General features: G+C 68.8%; 19 protein-coding genes. 9 read left to right on the top strand and 10 right to left on the bottom strand.

What is annotated here, in order from left to right:
* The first annotated feature begins 120 nt into the window (after nucleotides 1–120).
* Entirely contained in the window at nucleotides 121–4,878 is a 4,758-nt protein-coding gene (locus tag OU415_RS20195) for an RHS repeat-associated core domain-containing protein (RefSeq protein ID WP_270950463.1), read from the top strand.
* Nucleotides 4,879–5,096: 218 nt separating this feature from the next.
* Here the strand turns inward: OU415_RS20195 and OU415_RS20190 are convergent, their stop codons facing one another.
* Nucleotides 5,097–6,311, bottom strand: coding sequence for an ROK family transcriptional regulator (locus OU415_RS20190; protein ID WP_270950462.1), 1,215 nt, complete (start codon nucleotides 6,309–6,311; stop codon nucleotides 5,097–5,099).
* Nucleotides 6,312–6,422: 111 nt separating this feature from the next.
* On the opposite strand from OU415_RS20190, the gene OU415_RS20185 reads away from it, so the two are divergent.
* Genes OU415_RS20185 through OU415_RS20175 form a run of 3 tightly spaced genes read left to right on the top strand, consistent with a single transcriptional unit; the run spans nucleotide 6,423 to nucleotide 9,480 of the window.
* Complete coding sequence (locus OU415_RS20185; RefSeq protein ID WP_270950461.1) at nucleotides 6,423–7,757, top strand: extracellular solute-binding protein; 1,335 nt, start codon at nucleotides 6,423–6,425, stop codon at nucleotides 7,755–7,757.
* Nucleotides 7,703–8,641, top strand: coding sequence for a carbohydrate ABC transporter permease (locus OU415_RS20180; RefSeq protein ID WP_270950460.1), 939 nt, complete (start codon nucleotides 7,703–7,705; stop codon nucleotides 8,639–8,641). Before OU415_RS20185 ends, OU415_RS20180 begins: the two co-directional genes overlap by 55 nt.
* Nucleotides 8,641–9,480 (top strand): carbohydrate ABC transporter permease, encoded by an 840-nt coding sequence (locus OU415_RS20175; RefSeq protein ID WP_270950459.1) that lies wholly within the window; start codon nucleotides 8,641–8,643, stop codon nucleotides 9,478–9,480. Before OU415_RS20180 ends, OU415_RS20175 begins: the two co-directional genes overlap by 1 nt.
* 11 nt (nucleotides 9,481–9,491) lie before the next feature.
* On the opposite strand, the gene OU415_RS20170 is transcribed toward OU415_RS20175, so the two are convergent.
* Nucleotides 9,492–10,187, bottom strand: a complete 696-nt coding sequence (locus OU415_RS20170; RefSeq protein ID WP_270950458.1) for a TetR/AcrR family transcriptional regulator — start codon at nucleotides 10,185–10,187, stop codon at nucleotides 9,492–9,494.
* Between the two features lie 90 nt (nucleotides 10,188–10,277).
* Here OU415_RS20170 and OU415_RS20165 point away from each other — a divergent pair, with 90 nt between their 5' ends.
* Nucleotides 10,278–11,471 carry an FAD-dependent monooxygenase gene (locus OU415_RS20165; RefSeq protein WP_270950457.1) on the top strand — a complete coding sequence of 398 codons (1,194 nt, stop codon included), beginning with the start codon at nucleotides 10,278–10,280 and terminating at the stop codon, nucleotides 11,469–11,471.
* Nucleotides 11,472–11,529: 58 nt separating this feature from the next.
* On the opposite strand, the gene OU415_RS20160 is transcribed toward OU415_RS20165, so the two are convergent.
* The 5 genes from OU415_RS20160 to OU415_RS20140 form a co-directional block, all read right to left on the bottom strand.
* A complete protein-coding gene (locus OU415_RS20160; protein ID WP_270950456.1) occupies nucleotides 11,530–11,691 on the bottom strand; it encodes a hypothetical protein in 162 nt (53 codons plus the stop codon).
* Between the two features lie 284 nt (nucleotides 11,692–11,975).
* Nucleotides 11,976–13,793 carry a phosphoenolpyruvate carboxykinase (GTP) gene (locus OU415_RS20155; protein WP_270950455.1) on the bottom strand — a complete coding sequence of 606 codons (1,818 nt, stop codon included), beginning with the start codon at nucleotides 13,791–13,793 and terminating at the stop codon, nucleotides 11,976–11,978.
* Nucleotides 13,794–14,200: 407 nt separating this feature from the next.
* Complete coding sequence (locus tag OU415_RS20150; protein WP_270950454.1) at nucleotides 14,201–14,929, bottom strand: DUF6802 family protein; 729 nt, start codon at nucleotides 14,927–14,929, stop codon at nucleotides 14,201–14,203.
* A 263-nt stretch (nucleotides 14,930–15,192) separates the two neighbouring features.
* Nucleotides 15,193–15,411 (bottom strand): hypothetical protein, encoded by a 219-nt coding sequence (locus OU415_RS20145; RefSeq protein ID WP_270950453.1) that lies wholly within the window; start codon nucleotides 15,409–15,411, stop codon nucleotides 15,193–15,195.
* Nucleotides 15,412–15,501: 90 nt separating this feature from the next.
* Nucleotides 15,502–15,726, bottom strand: coding sequence for a hypothetical protein (locus OU415_RS20140; RefSeq protein ID WP_270950452.1), 225 nt, complete (start codon nucleotides 15,724–15,726; stop codon nucleotides 15,502–15,504).
* A gap of 101 nt (nucleotides 15,727–15,827) precedes the next feature.
* Here OU415_RS20140 and OU415_RS20135 point away from each other — a divergent pair, with 101 nt between their 5' ends.
* From OU415_RS20135 to OU415_RS20125, 3 genes are all read left to right on the top strand, one after another.
* Nucleotides 15,828–16,667: a helix-turn-helix domain-containing protein gene (locus tag OU415_RS20135; RefSeq protein WP_270950451.1), complete on the top strand. Its 840-nt coding sequence runs from the start codon at nucleotides 15,828–15,830 to the stop codon at nucleotides 16,665–16,667.
* A complete protein-coding gene (locus OU415_RS20130) occupies nucleotides 16,664–16,861 on the top strand; it encodes a DUF397 domain-containing protein (protein ID WP_270950450.1) in 198 nt (65 codons plus the stop codon). Before OU415_RS20135 ends, OU415_RS20130 begins: the two co-directional genes overlap by 4 nt.
* Nucleotides 16,862–17,025: 164 nt before the next feature.
* Nucleotides 17,026–17,655 (top strand): hypothetical protein, encoded by a 630-nt coding sequence (locus tag OU415_RS20125; protein WP_270950449.1) that lies wholly within the window; start codon nucleotides 17,026–17,028, stop codon nucleotides 17,653–17,655.
* 5 nt (nucleotides 17,656–17,660) lie between these two features.
* Here OU415_RS20125 and OU415_RS20120 read toward each other — a convergent pair whose 3' ends face one another.
* The 3 genes from OU415_RS20120 to OU415_RS20110 form a co-directional block, all read right to left on the bottom strand.
* Nucleotides 17,661–19,514, bottom strand: coding sequence for a dynamin family protein (locus OU415_RS20120; RefSeq protein WP_270950448.1), 1,854 nt, complete (start codon nucleotides 19,512–19,514; stop codon nucleotides 17,661–17,663).
* 179 nt (nucleotides 19,515–19,693) lie between these two features.
* Nucleotides 19,694–20,023, bottom strand: a complete 330-nt coding sequence (gene grpE, locus OU415_RS20115) for a nucleotide exchange factor GrpE (RefSeq protein WP_270950447.1) — start codon at nucleotides 20,021–20,023, stop codon at nucleotides 19,694–19,696.
* A 113-nt stretch (nucleotides 20,024–20,136) separates the two neighbouring features.
* Nucleotides 20,137–21,672: a dynamin family protein gene (locus tag OU415_RS20110; RefSeq protein ID WP_270950446.1), complete on the bottom strand. Its 1,536-nt coding sequence runs from the start codon at nucleotides 21,670–21,672 to the stop codon at nucleotides 20,137–20,139.
* 145 nt (nucleotides 21,673–21,817) lie between these two features.
* Between OU415_RS20110 and OU415_RS20105 the strand changes: the two genes are divergently transcribed.
* Nucleotides 21,818–23,008 (top strand): sensor histidine kinase, encoded by a 1,191-nt coding sequence (locus OU415_RS20105; RefSeq protein WP_270950445.1) that lies wholly within the window; start codon nucleotides 21,818–21,820, stop codon nucleotides 23,006–23,008.
* Nucleotides 23,009–23,129 lie beyond the last annotated feature (121 nt).

Raw genomic sequence — 23,129 nt, 5'->3', positions numbered from 1 at the left:
GTGGTGCACGATCGAGGTGATCGGACCGACTGCGGATCTTTGAACCGCGGGAGTGCCCGGATCCGTGGAGTGCACGACCCGAGCTTCGCCCTTTCCGAACGCTGACTTTGGAGTGACGCGGTGACGAACCCGTTGGTGGCCGAGACCAAGGATTCGACGGAGTCGTTCAGCGGGGTGCCGATCCTCGAGTCGGTCAACGACACGAAGAAGGCGATCGAGTCCGGTGACTGGGCGTCCGGGGTCATGGGTGCGGTGGGTACCGGCCTGGATGCGTTGACGATGGCGATGGATCCGTTCGGCTCGATCCTCGCCGCCGGTGTGGGCTGGCTGATGGAGCACGTGGGCCCGCTGTCGGATGCGCTGGATGCTCTCGCCGGTGACGCCGATCAGATCAAGGCGCACTCGGAGACGTGGAAGAACGTCGCCACCGAGCTGGGTGAGATCAACACGGAGATGGCCAACATCGTCAAGAACGATCTGGCCAACTGGACCGGGGAAGCCGCGGACTCCTACCGGAAGCGCAGTGAGGACACCGGAAAGCTCCTCGAGGCAGCGAAGAACGCAGCTGAGGGTGCGTCCGATGGGATCGGCACGGCGGGTGAGGTCGTCGGGGCGGTGCGCAGCCTGGTGCGCGACATCATCGCCGAGCTCGTCGGCCGCCTGATCTCCTGGGCGCTGCAGGTCCTCGCCACGTTGGGCATCGCGATGGCTTGGGTCGTGCCGCAGGTCGTCGCGGCGGTGACGAAGACGGTCGCGAAGATCGCTGATGTGACCACGAAGCTGGTCAAGGCGATGAAGGCGCTGACGCCGTTGATCAAGAAGCTCAAGGACGGCTTCGGCGAAGCGGGCAAGGCCCTGAACAAGATCAAAGGTGGCAAGGGCGGCTCCAACACCAAGCCCGACAGCCCGGCCCCGACCCGCTCGACGGGCAACGACGGGAATGGCTCCAGGGGCGGTTCCGGCGACAACTCCACCCCGAACCGCTCGAACGGCAACAACGATCCGGCGTCGACTCATTCGCAGAGCACGGGTGGTTCATCCGACCGGTCCGGGGGAAGCAGCGGTTCGCAGGGCAACAGCGGTTCGCAGGGCAGCGGCGGTTCGAACGGTGGATCGGTGACCACCGGTCCGACGGGGAGCCGGGGCCTGGGCGGCGGCGGGTCCCGAGGGGGCAGGTCCTCCTCGAACGGTTCTCGTTCCCTGCGAGACCAGAACTCCAACCCGCGCTCGGTGGACAAGTGCACCACGGTCGGCGACCCGATCGAGGTCTCCACCGGTCAGATGCTGATGAGCCAGGTCGACGCGGAGTTCCTCGGTGCGCTGCCGCTGGTCTTCGAGCGGACCCACTTCTCCTCGTACCGGACGGGCCGGTGGTTCGGCGACAGCTGGATGTCCACGTTGGACCAGCGCTTGGAGGTCGACGCCGACGGGGTCAGCTTCGCCTCGGCGGACGGGACGCTCCAGCACTTCCCGCACCTCGCCGTCGGCGGATGGTCGGCCAGCGACCAGGGGCCGTCGCGGCAGCTCGGTCGCACCGAGGACGGCGGGTACGTCCTGGTGGACAAGGAGCGCAATCAGCTGCTGCGCTTCGCCCCCGAGGACTCGGTGCTGCCGCTGACCTCGATCACCGACGACAGCGGCAACTCGATCGCCTTCGTGCACGACGATTCCGGGGTCCCCGTCGGGATCCTGCACAGCGGTGGCTACGTGGTCCGGATCGAGGTGGCGGGCGGACTCGTCGTCGCGCTGCACTCGGTCGCAGGCGACGGCACCGAGGTCGAGCTGATGCGCTACGGCTACCGCGACTCCCGGCTCACCGAGGTCGTCAACGCTTCGGGCGAGCCGATGCGGTTCGAGTACGACCAGGCGGGCCGGATCACCGGCTGGACGGACCGCAACGGCGAGTGGTTCCGCTACATCTACGACCACCAGGGCCGTTGCGTGCGGACCGAGGGCTCGGGCGGGTTCCTCACCGGAACGCTGGAGTACGACACCGAGAACCGGGTCACGTACTCCACCGATTCGCTGGGCCACTGCACCGCGTTCCACCTGAACGAGGCCGGGCAGGTGATCAGGGAGATCGACCCGCTCGGCGGCGAAACGACGTCCGAGTGGGACTCCGCCGATCGCCTGCTGAAGCACACCGACCCGCTGGGCCGCACCACCGCGTACGAGTACGGCGAGTACGGGAACCTGATCTCGGTCACCAGGCCGGACGGGACCCAGACCCGCCGCGAGTACGACGAATCCGGCCGTCCGGTGGCGTTCATCGACCCCGACAGCTCGGTCACCCGCTACGAGTACGACGAACGCGGGAACCTCGTGCGGATCACCGATGCGGTGGGGGCGGTCACGAGCTACGCCTTCGACGACCTCGGCAACGTCGTGAGCGTCACCGATGCCCTCGGCAACACGCAGCGGATCTCCGTCGACATCGCCGGGCTGCCCGTGGCGCTCACCGATGAGACGGGCGCCACCAGCAGCTCCGACCGGGACCAGTTCGGCCGCGTCATCGCGATCACCGACGAGATGGGCGGCGTGCAGCGCTTCGGCTGGACCGTCGGTGGCCAGATCGCCTGGCAGCAGGACGCCACCGGTGCCGTGCAGCGGAGCTCCTACGACGGCGAGGGCAACGAGCGCTCCCAGACCGACGCGCTCGGCCGCACCACCAGCACGGAGTTCACGCACTTCGACCTGGTGGCGGCGGTGACCCGTCCGGACGGCTCCCGCCTGGAGTTCGGCTACGACACCGAGACGCGGCTGACGAGCGTGACCAACGAGCTCGGGATGGTGTGGCGCTACACCTACGACGCGGCCGGGAACCTGGTGCAGGAGACCGACTTCAGCGGCGTCACCACCCACTACCGGCGGGACGCGGCCGGGCAGCTCGTCGAGCGTTCCACCAGCGCGGGTGAGGTCCTGCGGTTCCGCTACGACCTGCTGGGCAACGTGGTCGAGCAGACCGACGGCCGCACCACCACGACGTTCAGCTACAGCCCGTCCGGGCTCCTGGTGGAGGCCGTGAACGCCGACAGCCGGGTGTCGTTCCAGCGCGACGCGCTGGGCCGGATCACCGCGGAAACGGTCAACGGCCGCACCGTCACCTCCGAGTACGACCTGCTGGGGCGGCGGATCCGGCGGCGCACCCCGTCCGGGGCCGAGAGCGTGTGGGAGTACGGCGCGGACGGGAACCCGGTCGCGCTGCACACCACCGGCCGGACGATCCGCTTCGAATACGACCGGATGGGCCGCGAGGTCCGGCGCGTGCTCGGTTCGGGCGCGGCCGTCGACCAGACGTGGACGCCGACGGGCCAGATCGACTCGCAGCTGATCACCAGGGCCGGCGGGGAGCGCGTGCAGCACCGGTCCTACGCCTACCGCGCCGATGGCGAGCTCGTCGGGGTGCGCGACCAGCTGACCGGGCCGCGCGAATTCGCCCTGGGTGCAGGCGACCGGGTCACCGCGGTCCAGGGCTCCGGCTGGTCGGAGCGCTATGACTACGACGCGGCGGGCAACCTGGTCAACGCCTCTTGGCCGACCGGCGAGCAGCAGCTCGGCCGACGGGACTACCAGGGCATGCTGGTCCGCAGCGCCGGGAACATCGGTTACGCGCACGACGCGCGGGGGCGCCTGGTCCGGCGGCAGTTCATGCCGACGGCCGAGAGCTTCCAGTTCTCCTGGGACGCCGACGATCGCCTGACCGAGGTGCTGACGCCCGGCGGGGCTCGCTGGCGCTACCGCTACGACGCGATGGGGCGGCGGATCGCCAAGGAGAAGCTCGGGCCCGACGGCCGGACGGCCGTCGAACGGATCGACTTCGCCTGGGACGGGATCAACCTGGTCGAGCAGGTCGCGTTCGACGGGTCCGCGCCGCGCGGCCGGGCCACGGTCTGGGAGCACGCCCCCGGCTCGCTCCACCCGCTGACGCAGAGCGAGCGGGTGCCGGGCGGACCGCAGGGGTGGGTCGAGAACCGCTTCCACGCCATCGTGACCGACCTGCTCGGCACCCCGACGGAGCTCGTCGACGACCGGGGCGGTGTCCTCCCGGTGAACCGGACGCCCCTGTGGGGAAGTTCCGCGACGAGCGGACCCACGCCGCTGCGCTTCCCCGGCCAGTACTTCGACGAGGAAACCGGCCTGCACTACAACTTCTTCCGGTACTACGACCCGGTGCTCGCCCGCTACCTCAGCCCGGACCCGATCGGCCTCGACGCGGGACCCAACAACCACGTCTACGTCGGCAACCCGAACTCCTGGTGCGACCCGCTGGGGCTGGCCGGGTGCAAGACGAAGCCCAAGCTGAACGACAACGAGAACAAGACCGGTCCGGCTTGGCAGAAGGCGGGCGGCGACAAGAAGGTCTTCCGGAATACCCGGGACGAACTCGCCAAACACATGCGCGAAAACCACAAGCAGGTCACCAACCACATCCTCAACGGCGACAAGAAGGACGCCAAGGGCAATGTGATCACGGATCCCAAGGGCAAGGGTGCGGTGGGCGGAATGCACACCTACGACAAGAACGGGAACCTCCCACCCGGCGTCAACATGAAGCCCGACCCCGAAACCGGCCTCATGCGCAAGGGGAACGAGAACAAGGCCCACGAGATCTGGCACGACAGGCCAGGGCAGACCAACCCGCCCAAGTGGAGCACCATGTTCCCGAAGAACTGGAGCGCGGATCAGGCGCTGGCCCACGTCGCCGCGTCGAACCCGGAGAAGTTCGGGGTGGCAGACAAGTTCGGCCCCGCAGGCAGCGGCAAGATCTCACAGGCCGACTTCCTGAGCAGGAACAGCGGCGGCCAGAAGTTCGGCATGTCGACCTTGGGAGAAGGGGTGAACGCCACCGGGTTCCCGGTGCGGAGGGGCGGACGTTAGGTCCGCGTCAAGAAGGCCATCTACAACGACGCAGGGCTGAAGGAACACCTCGACATCGCCCGTCCCGGCGCGGGCAAGGCGAACGAAGGCACCTACTACCCGAAGATGGCAGACGACGCCGGGGACTCGGGCGGCAAGGGCAAGGGCAAGGGCCGCCGCCGGTGACGCGCGGCTCAGGACGTCGATCTGCGTGCGAGGGGAAGCGGTAGTTCCTGCTTTCAGGGCCCCAGGAGCGTGGCCAGGTGGGGTGAGTAGGCGCGGTCGAGCACGAGCGACGCCGCTCCTACCGCTCCGGCGTCTTCGCCGATCAGAGCGGGCGCGACCTGGACCGGGCGGACTTCGTGGGCCCACACGTGCTTGGTCAGGACCTTCGACACCTGGGTGCGCACCAGGTCGGAGGCGTGGCGCAGCGCCGGTCCGCCCAGCACCACGCTGTCGACGTCGAGGACGCTGACCACTGACGCCAGCGCCTGGCCCAGCTTCGTCGCCGCCGCGCGCAAGACCTTGCCCGCCAAGGCATCTCCGCCCGCGGCCAGGCGGCAGAGCTGTTCGTAGGACTGCGCGATCGGTGCTTCGCCATCACCGCCGCCGGCTGATCGCCAGTCCGCGACGATCGCGCGGATCGAGCAGTGCGCTTCGAGGCATCCCCTTCTGCCGCAATGGCATCCGCGTCCGCCGCCGCTGCTCAGGTGGCCGATCTCGCCCGCGTTGTTGCTGACACCGCGGTGCACCTGGTCGTCGAGGACCACGCCGATGCCCACCCCGGTTCCCCAGTGGACGTAGACGAACGAGCCCTCGCGGTGCTCACCGCCGGCCCAGCGCTCGCCGATCGCGGCGGCCGTCGCGTCGTTGTCCATCACCACCGGGAGTCCGGCCCGCTCCGCGACGATGTCGGCCAGCGGCACCGTTCCCCACCCGGTCAGGTTCGGCGGCGAGAGCACCTGCCGGTGCGCCGCGTCCAGCGGTCCCGGCACCGCGAGCCCGACGCCGAGCACCCGGTCCTCGTCGACCCCGGAACGACGCACGAGCTGCTGCAGCGTCCGCGTCAGCGCCGAGGCGACGGCGGACGGTGAAGCGTCGTCGGGCAGCCGACGCGTGCTGCGCAGCCGCACGCCGCCGGCCATGTCCAGCAGTACTCCGGTGATCCGCTCCGGATCGAGGTGCAGGCCCACCGACGAGTAGGCGTCCGGCGCGATCTTCAGCAGCACCCGGCGCTTCCCGCCGGTCGACGGCGCGTGGCCGTTCTCGGTGACCAGCCCGTCCTCGATCAGCGCCCGCACGATGTTGGACATCGTCTGCGCGGTCAGCCCGGTGCGCTGGGCCAGCTCCACGCGGCTGATCTCGCCGCGGCGGCGGATCGCGTCGAGCACGACGGCCCGGTTGAAGCCACCCACCCGGGGGAGGTTCGTGCCCTGCCAGGACGCTTTGGCCATGAACGCTCCTCGTCGGGGTGGCGTTGACTTGTTCCAACGAATGGAATTAACTACCCGAAGTGTGATCCGGATCTCAAGCCGTGCGCAACCACTGCTGGCAGGAGGGCCGCGATGCAACGGCGCAGAGCGATGTCCGTGCTCATCACCGCGACGCTGGGTCTGTCGCTGGCCGCCTGCGGGGGCGGCGCCGCCGACGACCCGAACACGATCAGCGTCGCCTACCACCGCTACGGCAACACGCTGCAGGTCGACCAGTGGATGCAGCGGGTCAAGCAGCAGTACGAGCAGGCACACCCGGGCAAGACGGTGAAGCTGGACCCGGTGGTCGCCCCGGAAGGCGAGTACCTGTCCAAGCTCCAGCTGCGGATGCGGTCGCCGTCCACCGCGCCCGACGTGCTCTACGAGGACAGCTTCAACGTCAACTCCGACGTCGCGGCCGGTTACCTCGAGCCGCTCGACGACCGGCTGGCGAAATGGCCGGACTGGGAGCACTACATCGACACCACCAAGCAGGCGGGCAAGGCGCAGGACGGCAAGACCTACGGCGTTCCGCTGGACACCGACACCCGCGGGCTCTGGTACAACCGCGAGCTGTTCGCCCAGGTCCGGCTGCCCGCCGACTGGCGCCCGCGCACCTGGGACGACGTGCTCGCCGCTGCCCGGCAGGTCAAGAAGCAGCGCCCGGGCGCGATCGCGCTGGACCTCGCGCTGGGCAAGGCGGAGGGCGAGTCGGTGAGCATGCAGACGGTGGAGATGCTGTTGTACGGCACCGAAACCGGCACCCTGCACGACGGCCAGAAGTGGATCGCGCCGAGCAAGGGCTTCGCCGACGCGATGGGCTTCCTGTCCACCGCGCTGGCCGAGGGGCTCACCCAGAGCAAGGCGCAGATAGCCGACGCGCAGTACGACAAGGTGCAGCGCGACGAGCTGGTCCGGGACGGCGAGGTCGCCATCCGGCTGGACGGCAGCTTCGCCTCCGGCAACTGGCGGGACTCCGGCTGGCAGGACTGGGCGAAGGTCATGTCGGCCACGCCGATGCCCACCCAGCACGGCCAGGCTCCGGGCACCGTGACGCTCTCCGGCGGCTGGACGCTGGCGATCAGCTCGTCCAGCGCGAAGAAGGACGACGCGTTCGAGTTCATCGCGCAGGCGATGAGCAAGGACAACGTCGTCGAGTACGCCACTGCCAGCGGCAACCTCCCGGCCCGCGAGGACGCCGCGGCCGATCCGCGGGTGCTCGGGGCCAACCCGCTCAACGAGTTCTGGATCGGCCTGCTGGACAACACGCACTACCGGCCCGCGCTGCCGGAGTACCCGAAGGTCTCCCAGCAGATCCAGCAGTCGGTGCTCGACGTGGTGGCCGGCAAACCGCCGGACGAGGTCGCCGACCAGTGGGCGCAGCAGGTTTCGCGGATCGTCGGGCCGGCCAGTACCAGGGCGGGCTGATGGCGGTGCGGGTGCGGCGGTGGCTGGTGCCGATGGCGCCGGCCGTGCTGCTGCTCGGCCTGTTCGTGGCCGGACCGATCCTGTGGAGCGTCTACGTCTCGTTCACCAACGCGGCGTTGACCGGTGCCGCGGCCACCGAGCCGGAGTTCGTCGGGCTGGAGAACTTCCGGCGCCTGTTCAGCGATCCGGCGCTGTGGCGGTCGGCCTGGCTGACCGTGGTGTTCACCGTCGGTTCGGCGGTGATCGGGCAGAACTGCCTGGGCATGCTGATCGCGGTGCTCACCCAGCACCGGAACCGCTGGCTGCGCACCATCGTCGGCACGGTGGTGGTCTCGGCGTGGGTGCTGCCGGAACTGGTCGCCGCGTTCGCGATCTACGCGTTCCTCAACTCCGAGGGCACGCTGAACAACCTGCTGGTGGGTGTCGGTCTCGAACCGCGGGACTGGCTCTACGGCCTGCCGATGCTCGCAGTCGTCCTCGGCAACGTCTGGCGCGGCACCGCGTTCTCGATGCTGGTCTACCAGGCGTCGCTGTCCGAGGTGCCGAGCGATCTGGCGGAGGCCGCCGAGGTGGACGGCGCCGGGCCGTTCCGCCGGTTCTGGCACGTCACGCTGCCGATCATCCGCCGGTCGGTGCTGACCAACCTGATGCTGATCACCCTGCAGACCATCGGGTTGTTCACGCTGATCTACGTGGTGACCGCGGGCGGACCGAACGCGGCGACGCAGACCCTGCCGCTGCTGATGTACGACTCGGCGTTCGAGTTCCACGAGATCGGCTACGGCGCGACGATTTCGCTGGTGCTGCTGCTGATCGGCGGCCTGTTCGCCGCGGTGTACGCCAAGAGCCTAGGAGACCCGGACTCCCGGGGGGATGGAGTCTGATGGTCGCGGTGACGGTCGCTCGGCGGCGTTCGGTGGCGGTGGTCGTGCACCTGGTCCTCGCGGTCGTCGCGCTGGCGTTCCTCGCGCCGCTTCTGTGGCTGCTCACAGCGGCTTTCGACGCCGATGCCGCGCTGACCGCGAAGGTGCCCGAGTCGTTCACGCTGGACAACTTCGCGCAGGTGCTCAGCTGGGACCAGAGCGGCCGTCCACTGTGGAACGGCTTGCTGATGTGCAGCGGCGCCGCGCTGATCTCGGTGGTGGCCGCAGTGCTGTGCGCGTACCCGCTGTCGCGCTACCAGCTGCGGTTCCGGCGGCCGTTCCTGTACGTCGTGCTGTTCGCCTCCGGACTGCCGATCACCGCGGTGATGGTGCCGGTGTACAGCATGTTCGTGCAGCTGGAGCTGATCGACTCGATGTTCGGCAGCACGCTGTTCCTGGCCGCCACTTCGCTGCCGATCGCGATCTGGATGACGAAGAACTTCATGGACGGCGTGCCGATCAGCCTGGAGGAAGCGGCGTGGGTGGACGGCGCGTCGGCGATGCAGGCGCTGCGCACCATCGTGCTGCCGCTGATCGTGCCGGGCATGGGCGTGGTCGCGATCTTCACCTTCATCACGGCGTGGGGGAACTTCTTCGTCCCGTTCGTCCTCCTGCTGGACCCGGCGAAGCAACCGGCGTCGGTGGGCGTGTTCACCTTCTTCGGCCAGGGCGGCCTGATCGCCTACGGCCAGCTGGCGGCCTACTCGATCCTCTACACGGCCCCGGTGATCGTCCTCTACCTGGTCGTCTCCCGATCCCTCGGCGGCGCCTTCAACCTCGCCGGCGCCATCAAGCGCTGACCCACCCCTCGTCAGACCGAGCGGGTCGCGATGAGGGCGGCCAGGCCGTCGAGGATGCGGGCGAGGCCGAAGTCCAGGGCCTGGTCGTGGCCGTCGGTGTCGGCCATCGCCTCGGTGACCGCCGGGTAGTGGGCGCCGTGCTCGCGCAGCAGCTCGGCCATGCTCGAGCTGAGCTGCTGCTCGGGGCGTCCGTCGGATGCTGCCGCGGCCTGCTGGGCGATGCCGCGGACGTGCCCGACCAGCACGACCACGGTGTCGATCCGCTCGCTGCCGCGCAGGCCGGTGCCGTCGAGCGCGGCGACGGCCGCTTCCATCCACGCGAGCTCGTTGGGGCCGGGGATGCGCTGGCCGGTGGTCGCTTCGAGGGTCCAGGGGTGCTGCACGAACCGCGGCAGCAGCGCGCGGGCCCACGCGTCGAGCCGTTCGCGCCAGCCGCCGCCGAGCTCCGGCGGTCGCCCCATGGCGAGGTCCGCCATCAGCGCGACGAGTTCGGCCTTGCCCGGCAGGTAGCGGTAGAGGGACATCTTCGTGAAGCCGAGCTCGGCGGCGACGCGCTGCATCGAGACCGCGGCCAGTCCTTCGGCGTCGGCCAGCTCGATGCCAGTGCCGGCGATGCGTTCGAGGCTGAGCGCAGGTTTGGGGCCGCGCCGCGGCGCTCGCCGGGCGCCCCACAGGACTCCGAAACCGCCTGCTCGATCGCCTTCCACCGGAATCCTCCTTGCCCGGACCGCAGAACTGTGTCTATGGTACACAGAAATTAACTGTTTCCGTCGGATACAGATATGGGGAGAGCGGACATGCGAGGAAGAGTTCTCATCTCGGGAGCGAGCGTCGCGGGCCCGGCGCTGGCCTGCTGGCTCGGTCGCCGCGGCTTCGAGGTCACCGTCGTGGAGATCGCTCCGGCGCTGCGCACCGGCGGCGCGGCCGTGGACTTCCGCGGCGACCTGCACCTGAGCGTGCTGGAGCGGATGGGGGTCCTGGCCGATCTGCGGGAGGTCCAGACCGGGGGCAGCCCGATGACCTTCGTCGACGACCGCGAGCGCACCCTGCTCGAACTGCCCGCGGAATTCGCCGGCGGCGACCTCGAAGTGCTCCGGGAAGACCTCTCGCGAGTGCTGCACGCGCACAGCGCGGACGTCGCCGAGTACGTCTTCGGCGACCGCGTCGTGGACCTGGTCGACGGGCCTGACGGCGTCGACGTCACCTTCGCCTCCGGCGCTCAGCGCTCGTTCGACCTGGTGATCGGTGCGGACGGCGTGCACTCCGGAGTCCGGCGCCTCGTCTTCGGCCCCGAGGAGCGGTTCGTCAGCCACCTCGGCTACTACGTCGCGACCTGGGGACTGCCCAACTACCGCGCCCTGCCGCCGGGCTCGCTGGGCCACAACCGGCCGGACCGCTTGATCTCCGTCGGCGTCGACCGCCGGGACCCCGCGCGGGCGGGTGCGTTCGCGGTCTTCAAGTCGCCGCGGCTCGACTACGACCGCCACGACGTCGACCAGCAGCGCAGGCTGATCGCGAAGGCCTTCGCAGGAGTGGGCTGGGAGGCGCCGCGCCTGCTGGCGGCGCTGGAGTCCGCCGACGACCTCTTCTTCGACTCGATCAACCGGGTGGACGTCGAGAGCTGGTCGCGCGGGCGAGTCGCGCTGGTCGGCGATGCGGCCTGCGGCGCGACGCTCGGCGGGATGGGCACCGGGAGCGCGATCGTCGCTTCCTACGTGCTCGCCGGCGAACTGGTCGCCGCGGACGGCGACCACCGGGCCGCTTTCGCGCGCTACGAGTCGAGGTTCCGCGGCTACGCGCAGGGCTGCCAGGTCGGCGGCGACCGGGCCGGGAAGTTCCTGGCGCCGGGGCGGTTCGGCGGTTGGATGCGGAACCTGATGATGGGCAACGAATTCCTGCTGAACCGGATGCTCCAGCTGGGCAAGGACGTCACCGGCGACCTCGAACTCCCGGACTACGAACTGAATTTCGCCACGCGACGTGGTGCGTGAAAAGCCTGCGGGCGGTGAGCCCGGTCAGCTCACCGCCCGCAGGAGACTTGCTCTCGGGTCATGGCAGTTGTGCACGGCTTGCCAATCGGACCCGGTCCCGGCTGGTTGGGTCGATCTCGCCGGCTTCGGACTCGCCGGGCTCGTCGTCCTCGGTTCGCAGCGCGAGGAACACCGCAGCGACCGCGATCAGGGACAACGCCAGCATGGCCAGGTTGACCATGACACACCCCCTCGGTTCGGCGCCCTTTTTCTCGGCGGTTAACACTGGGACGCACCAAGTGTCCGTCGGGTTGCTGATCGTTTGGGATTCCCGGATTTACTCCACTTGGCTGCGTAGATCCACCTGGCCGGAACGAAAAAACGGCGTTTCCCCGAAAGAACCTCACGTTCCTTGGGGAAACGCCGCACGATTGCGCACGTTTCATCTAGCCGTCCGCTCCGGACGGGTGGCGGCGGGGCTTCCCACGTCGCCCCGCCAAAACCACCCGTCCGGGGGTCGCTCGGTCAGTTACCGAGACGCTGTTTGAGCGCTTCCAGCTCGTCGCGCATCGAGCTCGGCAGCGCGTCACCGATGGTGGCGAACCACTCGTCGATCAGCGGCAGCTCCGCCTTCCACTCCTCGACGTCGACCTTGAGGGCCTCGTCGACGTCGGAAGCCGGGGTGTCCAGCCCGTCGAGGTCCAGCTCGGCGGCGGTCGGCACCCGGCCGATCGCGGTGTCCCGAGCGGCGGCGCTGCCCTCGAGCCGGTCCACGATCCACTTGAGCACGCGGGAGTTCTCCCCGAAGCCCGGCCACAGGAAGCGGCCGTCCTCGCCCCGGCGGAACCAGTTCACGTAGAAGATCTTCGGCAGCTTGGTGGCGTCGGCGTCCTTGCCGAGGTTCGCCCAGTGCGCCAGGTAGTCGCCGACGTTGTAGCCGAGGAACGGCAGCATCGCCATCGGGTCGCGGCGAACCACGCCCACCTGACCAGCGGCGGCGGCGGTGGTCTCCGACGACATGGTGGAGCCCATGAACACGCCGTGCTGCCAGTTGAACGACTCGTTGACCAGCGGAACCGTGGTCTTGCGGCGACCGCCGAACAGGATCGCCGAGATCGGCACGCCCTTCGGGTCGTCCCACTCCGGCGCCAGGATCGGGCACTGCGACATCGGCGTGCAGTAGCGGGAGTTCGGGTGCGCCGCCTTGACGTCGCTGTCCGGCGTCCAGTCGTTGCCCTTCCAGTCGGTCAGGTGCGCGGGCGTCTCGCCGCCCATGCCCTCCCACCAGACGTCACCGTCGTCGGTCAGCGCGACGTTGGTGAACAGCGAGTTGCCCTGCTCGATGGTGCGCATCGCGTTCGGGTTGGTGTGCTCGTCGGTGCCCGGCGCGACGCCGAAGAAGCCGGCCTCCGGGTTCACCGCGTACAGGCGGCCGTCCTCGCCGAAGCGCATCCACGCGATGTCGTCGCCGAGGGTCTCGACCTTCCAGCCCGGGATGGTCGGCTGCAGCATCGCCAGGTTGGTCTTGCCGCACGAGGAGGGGAAAGCGGCCGCGACGTAGTGGACCTTGTTCTCCGGCGAGATGAGCTTGAGGATCAGCATGTGCTCGGCCAGCCAGCCCTCGTCGCGGGCCATCGCCGAGGCGATCCGCAGCGAGTAGCACTTCTTGCCCAGCAGCGCGTTGCCGCCGTAACCGGAGCCGTAGCTCCAGATCATCCGCTCCTCGGGGAAGTGGGTGATGTACTTGGTGTCGTTGCACGGCCACGGCACGTCCTGCTGGCCGGGCTCCAGCGGCGCGCCCACCGAGTGCAGCGCGGGTACGAAGTCGCCGTCCTCGCCCAGCTTCTCCAGGACCTTCGCGCCCATCCGGGTCATGATCTGCATCGACACCACGACGTACTCGGAGTCGGTGATCTCCACGCCCAGCTTCGGCGGGGTGGCGTCCAGCGGGCCCATGCAGAACGGGATGACGTACATGGTCCGACCACGCATGCAGCCCCGGTAGAGCTCGGTCATGGTGGCCTTCATCTGGTTGGGGTCCATCCAGTTGTTGGTGACCCCGGCGTCCTTCTCCTCGACGGAGCAGATGTAGGTCCGCTCCTCGACGCGCGCCACGTCCGACGGGTCCGAGGCCGCGTAGAACGAGTTCGGCTTCTTCTCCAGGCGGGTGAACGTGCCTGCCTCGACCAGCTGGTCGGTCAGGCGCTGCCACTCCTCCTGCGAGCCGTCGCACCACACCACCCGGTCAGGGGTGGTCAGCTCAGCGACCTCACGCACCCACGACAGCAGGCGCTCGTGTTTGGTCGGTGCCTGGTCGAGACCGGGAATGGTCAATGCGGTCATCGCGTCGTTTCTCCTGACTGGGCGCCACAGCCCGGACTTGTCGCCGGCGGCGGTGCACCGACGTTTGTGGGAACGCTTCGCCTGCCCGAGGGCCGGGCGAAATTAAAAGGGATGCACCGAGGCTAGCGGGGACAGCGCCGCACGATGGAGATCAGCCCTGTTCGTTCTCTCACAAGAACGATAAGGGAATCGATTCAGTTGGGATCTTTCGGTTCGCGACGGCGGAAGTTTCGTCGTCGAACCGCCCTGGAAAACCAGAATTTCCGGCGAACCGGACACGGGTGCGAACGCGGGGTTAACCGGGGGCATCGGCTGAATGGCGGTTGCCAGGACGTGCCGGAAGCGCAGAACCCGCCCGGGGACGGATCCACCGGGCGGGTTCTGCGGGGTGTCGAGGGGGTGCTGGGTCAGCCCCAGACGTCGTCGGAGTCGGCCCGGGCGCCCTTCGCGCCGGCCGCGCCGGAGGCCTGCGCCCCACCGGCGTGCTGGCCGCCGCCGCCCGCGCTGGGCTGGTCGAAGGTCCAGGTCGCGTCGTCGGTGGCCCCGGCCGCCGGGTTCGGCGCGTACTGGCCGTCGCCGTTGACCTGGCCCTGCTCGACCACGGTCCACTGCCCGTCGCCGGTGTGGTGCGAGATGGTGACCTCGCCGTTCTGGCTGATCTCCACGACCTGGTCGGCGGACCCGTCGCCGTCCACGTCGGTGACCAGCATCGTGCCGCCGTCGTCCTTCGGAACCACGGCGGTGTCGGCGATGCCGTCGGAGTTGGTGTCCTCGGTGGCGGGCCCGACCTGCATGTCGCCCTGCGGCGTGTCGATGACCATGGCCGGACCGTGGTCCTGCTGCGGATCCACCCCGCCGGGGTGCTGCTGCGGGGCTTCGCCGGTCCACTTGCCGGTGGTGGCGTCGTACCGGGCCTGGTCGACGACGGTGCCGTCGTGGTTGATCGTCTGCATGACGTCGGCTTGGCCGTCGTGGTTCTCGTCGATGTAGGCGACGTAGCCGTCGTCGGTCATCACCGCGACGGTCTCGTCCACCCCGTCGCCGTCGAGGTCGTAGTTGGCCTCGGCGGTGTACTCGTCGCCCTCGACGGTGACCTTGATGTCACCGTCGCCCGCCCCCTGCTCCTCGATGTACACGTCGCCACCCCTCAACCAGGATCACTGCAAGACCTATGACGCAGGGTAGAGGTCACCGGTTCCGCCGGAGAAGCACCTGGCCCTCCCCACCCGATCGACCGGTGCGGAAGATTGCGGAGCAGTCGGCCAGCTGACCGGCGCGGGGCCGTGCGCTGGAGCGGAGTTCATGAGTGGCCGGGCGCCGGGTCGGGGGCGCGGAGCGCCCGGCCACCATGCGGCCCGGCGCGGGGAGGGGAAGCGGCCGGGCCCGTCTGGTGCGGACGTCAGGTCTGAAGCCGAGCGAGCGTTTCAGCGGATATGCGGTGACGCCCGGTGCCTTCGTCCTGTCGTTGTCTCTCGCTCTCGACCTCGTCGATCAGCTGCCACACGCTCAATGCCCCGTCCCCAGCCCCGCCGTGCTGGGCCCGAGCAGGCCGAATGAACAACATGCTCGCGATCAGCACGTTCACCAACACCAGAGTGCTCACCTGAAGCCAGAACATCCTTCGTCCCCATTCCTTCGCCCAGTCGCGCGTTTGCGCAGGTCAGATATGGTCGTGGGTGCGTAACAGTGTTCGAACACTGTTACGCACTCACGACCACCGGGCGCTGATCCGCACCCAGCAGTCCATGCAGGTGTCCTGGTCGATCCACTCCGACTCCGGCGGAAGCCGCTGCACCTTCCACGCCTCGACCTCGACACCGCAGAACGACGTGACTGAGTCGTGCGGCTCAGCGCGCTTCGCGGCGACGCCGAACGCGTGCCGCCCAACTCCCACGGGCCGCCAAAACCAATCCACCCCAGCCGCTTCGAGCATCCCGTCCTCCTCTGTCTCTGTGACAAAGCTGGACTGGTTTTGTCTCAAAGACAAGCCAGTTGCCCACTTTGAGTGATCAATTGGTCATCTAGAGTGAACACATGGCGATCACCGCGAAGGCGCGCGGACTTGGCGCGGAACTCCGAGAACTGCGGAAGGAAGCCGGACTCACGGTCCGAGCGCTGGAAGAGCGGCTGAGCTTCTCGCGCTCGACCATCAGCCGCATCGAACGCGGAGACAAGGTGCCGAGCGCCGAAGACCTCGGCGCCATGCTCGCCATCTACAACGTGACCGGCAAACGCCGCCGAGAACTTATCCAGCTGGCCAAGGACGCAGACCGTCCTAACTGGACGGAAATTGGCGACAACGGCATCCCGCGCCAACTCGCCGCCCTGCTCGAATTCGAACGCGAAGCCACTCGGATCAGCATGGTCGCGTTGAACAGAGTGCCGGGACTGCTCCAGACGAGAGCGTATGCACGGGCAGTCCTCGAGTCTGGCGGCGTCTCTTCAGCGCAGATCGAAACCTTGGTGAACGTGCGAATGCGGCGTCAGGAGATCCTCAGGCGTGCAGATCCCGTGGACTTGCTGGTGATCCTTGATGAAGCCGTGCTTCGGAGGCCGGTGGGCGGTCCTCCTGCCATGGCGGAGCAGCTCAAGCAGATCTTGGCCGCGGTGAAGGCGGACAACATCCTTGTTCAGGTGCTGCCCTTCGCGCTTGGCGGGCACATCGGCCAAGACGGCTCGCACGTCATCTACGAGTTCGAGAAAGCGGATCCGATCGTTCATCTGGAGCATCGCCGCTCAAGTCAGTTCCTGGACGAAGTCGCGGACACGAAAGACTTTTGCGAGATCACGGATACCCTTCGGACGAAGGCGCTCAGCCCTTCCGGATCTGCGGACCTGATCGCGGCTTACGTAGATGACCTGGAGGAACAATGACATTCGAGTTCACGGCATGGCGGAAGTCCAGCTTCTCCGGAACCCAAACCGAATGCGTCGAGGTCGGCCTCGGTGCTGATGAGGTCGGGGTGCGGGACACGAAGGATCGCGACGGCGGGCTGTTAGCCGTGGATCAGCAGCAGTGGCGGGCTTTCCTCGCTGCCGTTCGTGCTGAGCGGTTCGACCGGGCGTAGGCCTGGCGGAAGCTCGGTTTCTCCTGCTCAGGGGCCCGTGAATACTTTGGGTTGCTATAGCGACTCAAAGTACTCACGGGCCCTGAGCAGGAGAAATGGCTCCGCGCCAAGCCTTTTTGGCAATAGGATCTGCCATTCGGCGTCGTGGAGCGATAGGTGGGCACATGGTCGTGGACCGGTACGTCCTGCAGCGGGTGCGGCTGTACGCGCTGAACAATCCCAAGCGTTATGCGGCGCTGAGCTGCTCGATCGGTGGACTGCTGGTCGGGCTCATCTCGGCATTGGCACCGGGCGGTCGCGTCGAGCTGCCGTGGTTCGTCCTCGCGCTCCATGTCGTCATCGTGGGAAGTCTGTGGGCCGGTGTCATGGCGGTGTTCCTGGTCAAGCTCTTCCGGCGGATGGGGCCGCTGCCACCGGACACCGACCTGGTGCGGATGCGTGCTGCGCAACAGCTGGTGAACAAAGGCGTTCTGGGCGCCGATCCGGCGACGAACGCTCTCGCCGCGCAACTCGCCGAGCAGGCGCTGTCCGTCGCCCGGCGGAAGAAGTTGGCCACCGTCGTGTTCTCGGTTCTCGCCGTTCTGAGTGCTTTCCTCGTGGTGCAGGAGATTCGCAACGGCAACGCGGGCGCAGCTGTGTTCTACGGCGCCGGCGCGCTCTTCTTCCTGCTCATGCTGACCGCAGGCCAAGCCTGGGCAGATCGCCGATACCGCAACGCCGCCCAACTCCGCCAAGCGATGACGCGCGCTCCGGCGGCGGGACAGGGCGATGAGTGCCCTCCGAACCCCGCTTGAGCTGCTCAGACGGCGGTGTCGCGGAGGTTGCGGATGCTGTTGAGGAGCGCTTCCGCTCGTTCGCGGCCGGCCGTGACTTCCGCGAGGCGGCGGTTGGCCGTTTGGAGCTGGCGGCTGCGCTCGGCGGCGTCCATCTTGAGGGCCTTGTCGACCTCGCGGAGTTCCGACTCGATTGCCTCGATCCGCTTGGTCAGCGCCTCGTCCAGGGCCAGCGAGAGCTGCTGCTCCGCCTCGATGAGCTGCTCGGCGACGAGCTGGTCGAGCGCCGAGCGGGCGTCGGCGATCGCTTCGGTCAGCCACTGCTTCATGTGCTGCTTGTCCGCGGCGTGCTTGCGGGTCCGGGCCATCCACCAGCCCGCGCCGAGGCCGAGCACGATCGTCACCGGCAGCACCACCGGGTTCAGCGCCGCGACCCCCAAACCCGCCAACGGCATCGCCGCCGCGCGCCCCACGCCGAGACCGCCGGACACGCCCATGAACACCAGCAGCTTGTCCTCCGCCGTCGGCGGGCGCTTGTCCGGCGGGCGCATCGCGATCGGCGCCTGAGCGCCGCGGGCGAACTGCGAGCGGATCACGTCGAGCTCTTCCGCCGAGAACAGCTCCTTCAACGACTGCTCGGCGACCGCGGCCAGCCGCGCGGAAAGGGCCGCAGCGACGCGCGTCGAGGCCATCTGCAGTGCCACGTCCACCTGGCGGGGAAGTTCCTGGAGCTTCTGGCGGTCGGCACCGTCGATGGCGCGCCGGAACCAGCTCTGCACCTCGCGGACCTGGCGCGTCACCTCGTGGTTGGTCTCCACGCGGGTGCGCTGGATCTCGCCGCGCAGCTTGACCTGCCAGCCGCGGGTCGACGAGCGCCGGGCGGTGTTCAGCTCGTCGCGACGGGCGCGCAGCGACTCCGCCTCGTCCTCGCCGACGGTCAGCGCGCGCTTCTCGCCCTCCAGCCTCACCACCTGCTCACCGAGCACAGTGGACAGCGCGCGCATCGTGTTGGCCTCGCCGAGCATCGCCGACCGGCCGCCGATCAGCCGCTCCAGCTCGCTGCGCAGCTCCTCGATGCCGGACTTCTCCCGCAGCATCGCCGCGGCCTGCTCGCTCGGCGCCTTCGCGGACATCTCCTGCAGCCGCGCCGCCACCGGGAAGATCGGCACCTCGGCGAACCGCGGCGCGTGCTCGACCAGCAGCTTCCGGTTCTCCTCCAGCACCTGCCGCCAACCGCGGTACTGGTCGGTCTTGGCCAGCGCGAACACCACGGTCTCGACCCGCTCGCTGGCCTTCTGCAGGAACTCCAGCTCACCGCGGGTGAACGGGGCGGAGGCGTCGACGACGAACAGCAGCGCGGTCGCCGAAGCAGCGGCCTCCATCGCCAGCTCGCCGTGCACCTCTTCCAGCCCGCCGACGCCCGGCGTGTCCACCACGGTGACCTTGGCCAGCGCGTCGACCGGCGCGGTGATCCGCACGTACCGCGGCGGGAGCTGGCCGTCCGGCAGCTCGCGGCCCACGCTGGTCCAGTTCGCCAGCTCGGCCAGGTCGAACGGCACCGGGTCCTGCTGGCCCGGGTAGCAGGCGTGCGCCGCCCACTGCTCGCCGTGCTCGAACTGCAGGTAGGTCGCGGTGGCCACCTCGGCGTCCACAGGGGACAGACCCGGATGCGCCAGCATCGCGTTGACCAGCGAGCTCTTGCCGCGGTTGGTCTCGCCGACCACGACCACGCTGGGCGTCTTGGGGCGGCCGCGCCGAACCTTCTCGACCCACTCGGCGGCGTCCGGGTCGACTTCCCGGAGCAGCGTGGTGAGCTTCTCCCTGGTCTGCTTGACCTGCTGCGGAAGTGCCGCAGCCACCGCAACGCCGGGTGCCGTCATGCGCGCCCAGCTCCTTTCCCGCGATCCGGTCGAACCAGCGAATTCTCCCCGAACCCACCCGACCCGGGAAACCACTTCCGCATTTCAGCTGAACGGCCATCGCCGCTGGTCAGGAATCGTGAGTACTTTGGGGCGTTATAGCACCCCAAAGTGCTCACGAGTCCTGAGCAGGCAAAACGTCAGGGTTTGCGGAGCTGGTAGACGGTGACGACCGGGGCGCGGAGGATGCGGTCGCGGTCGGCGAAGCCGAGCACCTCGGTCTCCGCGATCACGCCGTCCAGCGCCGGGTCGTCGGTGGGCAGCGTGCCGCCAGCCTCGTGCAGCGCCGGGTCGAAGCGGGAACCGTCGGGGCGCAGCGAGGACACGCCGATCGCGCTCATGCCCTCGGTCAGGCGCTCCACCACACCCGTGCTCCGGGCTCTGTCCAGGGCGTACATGCAAAGCTGGATCAGGGTCGCGCGCTCGGCCATCGCCTGGTCGAGCGGATCCGCGGTCACGGCAGCGATCATGTCTGTCCCCAACTCCACGTCCGAACTGCCCTCTTCGGTATCGGACGGAGCGGACACCTGCTCGGTTCCACTTTCCGGTGAATTCTTCCGCCGCTGTCGACCCCACACCGTGATCACCCGGACCGCAGTTGCTGCCACAGCAGGAAGTACGCCCGGTGCACCACGTGCGCGATGCGGCTCTGCGCCGGAGTCGCGCCGAACGAGGAGAACGAGCGCCACCAGTTCGCCCGCTCCAGCGCGTAGTCGGTCAGCTCGTTGCGCGGACGACCGGCCAGCCCCAGCTGCTCACCCGGGTCGTTGCTGCTGCCGACCCGCATGACCTCCTCGGCCAGGTCCGCGGGCATCGCCACCGCACCCGCCGCGACCAGCGTCAACGCCTCCAGCACGCGCAGCTGGTGGGCTTCCGGCTTGGCCAGCAGCACCTCGATCGCGTCGTGCACCCGCTGCCGCTCCCCCGGATCACCGGAGGTGTGCGACAGCGCGGTCACCGACGCCAGCCCGGCCGCGGCCTTGATCCCGTCGGCCCGCGCGCGGAACACCACGTCCAGCCGGTTCAGCACCGACGCCAGCCCGGAGGAGTCCAGCAGCCGCCGCCGCAACGAGCCCGCGGTGATCTCCGGTTCGGCGTCGATGGCCTCAAGCGCGCAGCGGATCCCGTAGAGGTCCATCCGCTCCAGCAGTCGGCTGCGGGTGCCGGCCGGGACGTCGCACTCCCAGCTGGTGAACAGGTCCGCCGACATCAGCAGCGTCTCGCGGGTCGCCTCGTCGAGCTTCGCCAGCTCGCGCAACGCCTCGGCGTCGTTGGCGGTGAACCCGCCCGACTCCGCGGTCTCGGCGAGCAGCCCGATCACCGGCAGCACGTCGGCGACCTTCGGTTTGAGCAGGTCGGCCTGCTTGCCGGCGAGCAGCGTGGCGGCCTTCCACACGTCGTCGTCGGCGCCGTCGACCGTGCTCGCCTCGATGGTGTCGGCCTTGTTCAGCACCGCGATCGCGTTGACCGGCCCGGCCTCGCGGCTGGCGGTGGCAGCGGTGAACGACGCCAGCGCGTGCTCGTCATCAGCGCGAACGCCCTGCGTGACCACGTACAGCACGGCTTCGGCCCCGGCGACGGCGTTGCGCGACACCGGATCCAGGTCGTCGCCCCCGTCCTTGCCCGCGCCCAGCAGCTCCTCGGTGCGCGCCACCGAAGCGGCGTCCAGCGAACCGAGGCCCGGGGTGTCGATGACCGTCAGGTCGCGCAGGACCGCGTTGGTCAGGTAGGCCTCCAGGTGCGAGACCTCGTCGATGTCCACGCCCAGGTCGGCGGGGATGCCGCCGTCGGCGTCGAAGGGCACCGCCTGCTTGCTGCCATCCCGGAAGATCACTTCGACGCGGTCCACCGTGCCGTACTGGAAGCGGGTCACCAGCCGGGTGCACTCGCCCACGTCGGTCGGTGCCACCCGACGTCCGATCAGCGCGTTGACCAGCGTCGACTTGCCGGACTTGATCCGCCCGGCGACGGCCACCTGCAGCGGCGCGGACAGCCGGCGCAGCACCTCCGCGAAACCGGCCGCGGTCTGCTCGGACACCTGCGGCTGCAGACCGGTGCACAACCGGGCGACCGCAGCGGACAGCGGGCCTGGCCAGTGCTGCTCGGGTGCGGTGCTCAACGCGGACCTTTCGACGCGGATGTCAACTGCTACATCCTGCCACGCAGCCCCCGCCCGACGGGGGCACACGTACGACCACAGGTGGATGCGATTCGAGCCGCTGGCATGACGTCACCGCAGGTCGGGCCGCTCTAGGCTCGGGCGCGTGCGGAAACTGAGCCTGTGGCTGCAGGCGCATCCAGTGGTGGGCGACGGGGCGGTCGCCGCCTTCTTGCTGCTCCTCTACATCGGGGAGTCGGGCAACGAGGTGGAGAACACCAACCACCTGGCGCTCTGGCTGGCCATCCCGATCGGTCTCGTGCTGACCGCACCGGTCGCCGTCCGGCGAATCTGGCCGGTCCAGTCGGCCTACGCGGTGCTGCTCGGGGTAGCGCTCCTAGCGCTGGCGCGTGAGGACGCGTTCATAGCGACCCTGATCCCGTGCATGATGATCTACACGCTGGTCGCCTACACGAGCCGGCGCATCGCGTCGCTGTACACGGCGCTGGTCGGCGCGTTGTTCCTGATCCAGCTGTTCAGCGGCCTGGAGACGACCGACAACTTGGTGCAGCTGCTCATCGTGCAGCTCGTGTTCTTCGTGATGCTGGGCGGTTTCTGCTGGGTGCTGGGCGAGTTCATCGGGGCCCGCCGCGCGTACCTCGCCGAGGTGGAGCGGCGGCTGCGGAACCTGGAGTTCGAGCGCGACCAGCAGTCCCGCATCGCCGTCGCCGAGGAGCGCAACCGCATCGCGCGGGAGATCCACGACGTCCTGGCGCACTCGGTCAGCGTGATGGTCACGCAAGCCGACGGCGCCAGCTACGCCCTGAGCAAGAAGCCGGAACTCGCCGAGAAGGCGATGCAGACGATCAGCAGCACCGGTCGGGACGCGCTCAACGAGCTGCGCGGACTGCTCGGCGTGCTGCGCAACCCGGACGAGCACGACCCGGGCCGCATCCCGCAGCCCACCGCAGCGAACCTGCACGACCTGGTCGACCGGGTGCGCGGTCTAGGCGTCACCACCTCGCTGGAGCTGACCGGCGACTTCACCACGTTGCCGGCGGGAATCGGCCTCAGCGTCTACCGCATCGTGCAGGAATCCTTGACCAACGTGGTCAAGCACGCCGGAACCGGGGCGAAGGCCGAAGTCCGGGCCACCAACGACGGCCAGCACGTCGACATCGAGATCATCAACGTCGGCAAGCCCCTCCCCAGCGACCTCGCCTCGGGCGGCAACGGCCTGATCGGCATGCGCGAACGAGCAGTCGTCTACGGCGGAACCCTAGAAGCCGGCCCCCGCCCCGAAGGCGGCTGGCGAGTCCACGCCACCATCCCCCTCCCACTGCCCAACCGCGACTGAACCCCCAGGTCACCTCCGGAGTCCCGCAAATTCAATGGAAATCGGACCTCCGATTTCCATTGAATTTGCGGAAGTTCTCCACAGGTAGGACGACTTGTCCACAGGTGTCGGCGTGTCGGGA

The sequence above is a fragment of the Saccharopolyspora oryzae genome (assembly GCF_027853915.1).
Classification (GTDB): Bacteria; Actinomycetota; Actinomycetes; order Mycobacteriales; family Pseudonocardiaceae; genus Saccharopolyspora; species Saccharopolyspora oryzae.
This window is presented reverse-complemented; position numbering and strand designations above follow the sequence as displayed.

Coding starts and splice junctions, on each gene's coding strand:
- OU415_RS20185 (WP_270950461.1), top strand. CDS start 6,423: ATGCAACGGCGCAGAGCGATGTCCGTGCTCATCACCGCGACGCTGGGT.
- OU415_RS20135 (WP_270950451.1), top strand. CDS start 15,828: ATGGCGATCACCGCGAAGGCGCGCGGACTTGGCGCGGAACTCCGAGAA.
- OU415_RS20160 (WP_270950456.1), bottom strand. CDS start 11,691: ATGGTCAACCTGGCCATGCTGGCGTTGTCCCTGATCGCGGTCGCTGCG.
- OU415_RS20175 (WP_270950459.1), top strand. CDS start 8,641: ATGGTCGCGGTGACGGTCGCTCGGCGGCGTTCGGTGGCGGTGGTCGTG.
- OU415_RS20155 (WP_270950455.1), bottom strand. CDS start 13,793: ATGACCGCATTGACCATTCCCGGTCTCGACCAGGCACCGACCAAACAC.
- OU415_RS20190 (WP_270950462.1), bottom strand. CDS start 6,311: ATGGCCAAAGCGTCCTGGCAGGGCACGAACCTCCCCCGGGTGGGTGGC.
- grpE (WP_270950447.1), bottom strand. CDS start 20,023: ATGATCGCTGCCGTGACCGCGGATCCGCTCGACCAGGCGATGGCCGAG.
- OU415_RS20120 (WP_270950448.1), bottom strand. CDS start 19,514: ATGACGGCACCCGGCGTTGCGGTGGCTGCGGCACTTCCGCAGCAGGTC.
- OU415_RS20125 (WP_270950449.1), top strand. CDS start 17,026: ATGGTCGTGGACCGGTACGTCCTGCAGCGGGTGCGGCTGTACGCGCTG.
- OU415_RS20165 (WP_270950457.1), top strand. CDS start 10,278: ATGCGAGGAAGAGTTCTCATCTCGGGAGCGAGCGTCGCGGGCCCGGCG.
- OU415_RS20130 (WP_270950450.1), top strand. CDS start 16,664: ATGACATTCGAGTTCACGGCATGGCGGAAGTCCAGCTTCTCCGGAACC.
- OU415_RS20145 (WP_270950453.1), bottom strand. CDS start 15,411: ATGTTCTGGCTTCAGGTGAGCACTCTGGTGTTGGTGAACGTGCTGATC.
- OU415_RS20140 (WP_270950452.1), bottom strand. CDS start 15,726: ATGCTCGAAGCGGCTGGGGTGGATTGGTTTTGGCGGCCCGTGGGAGTT.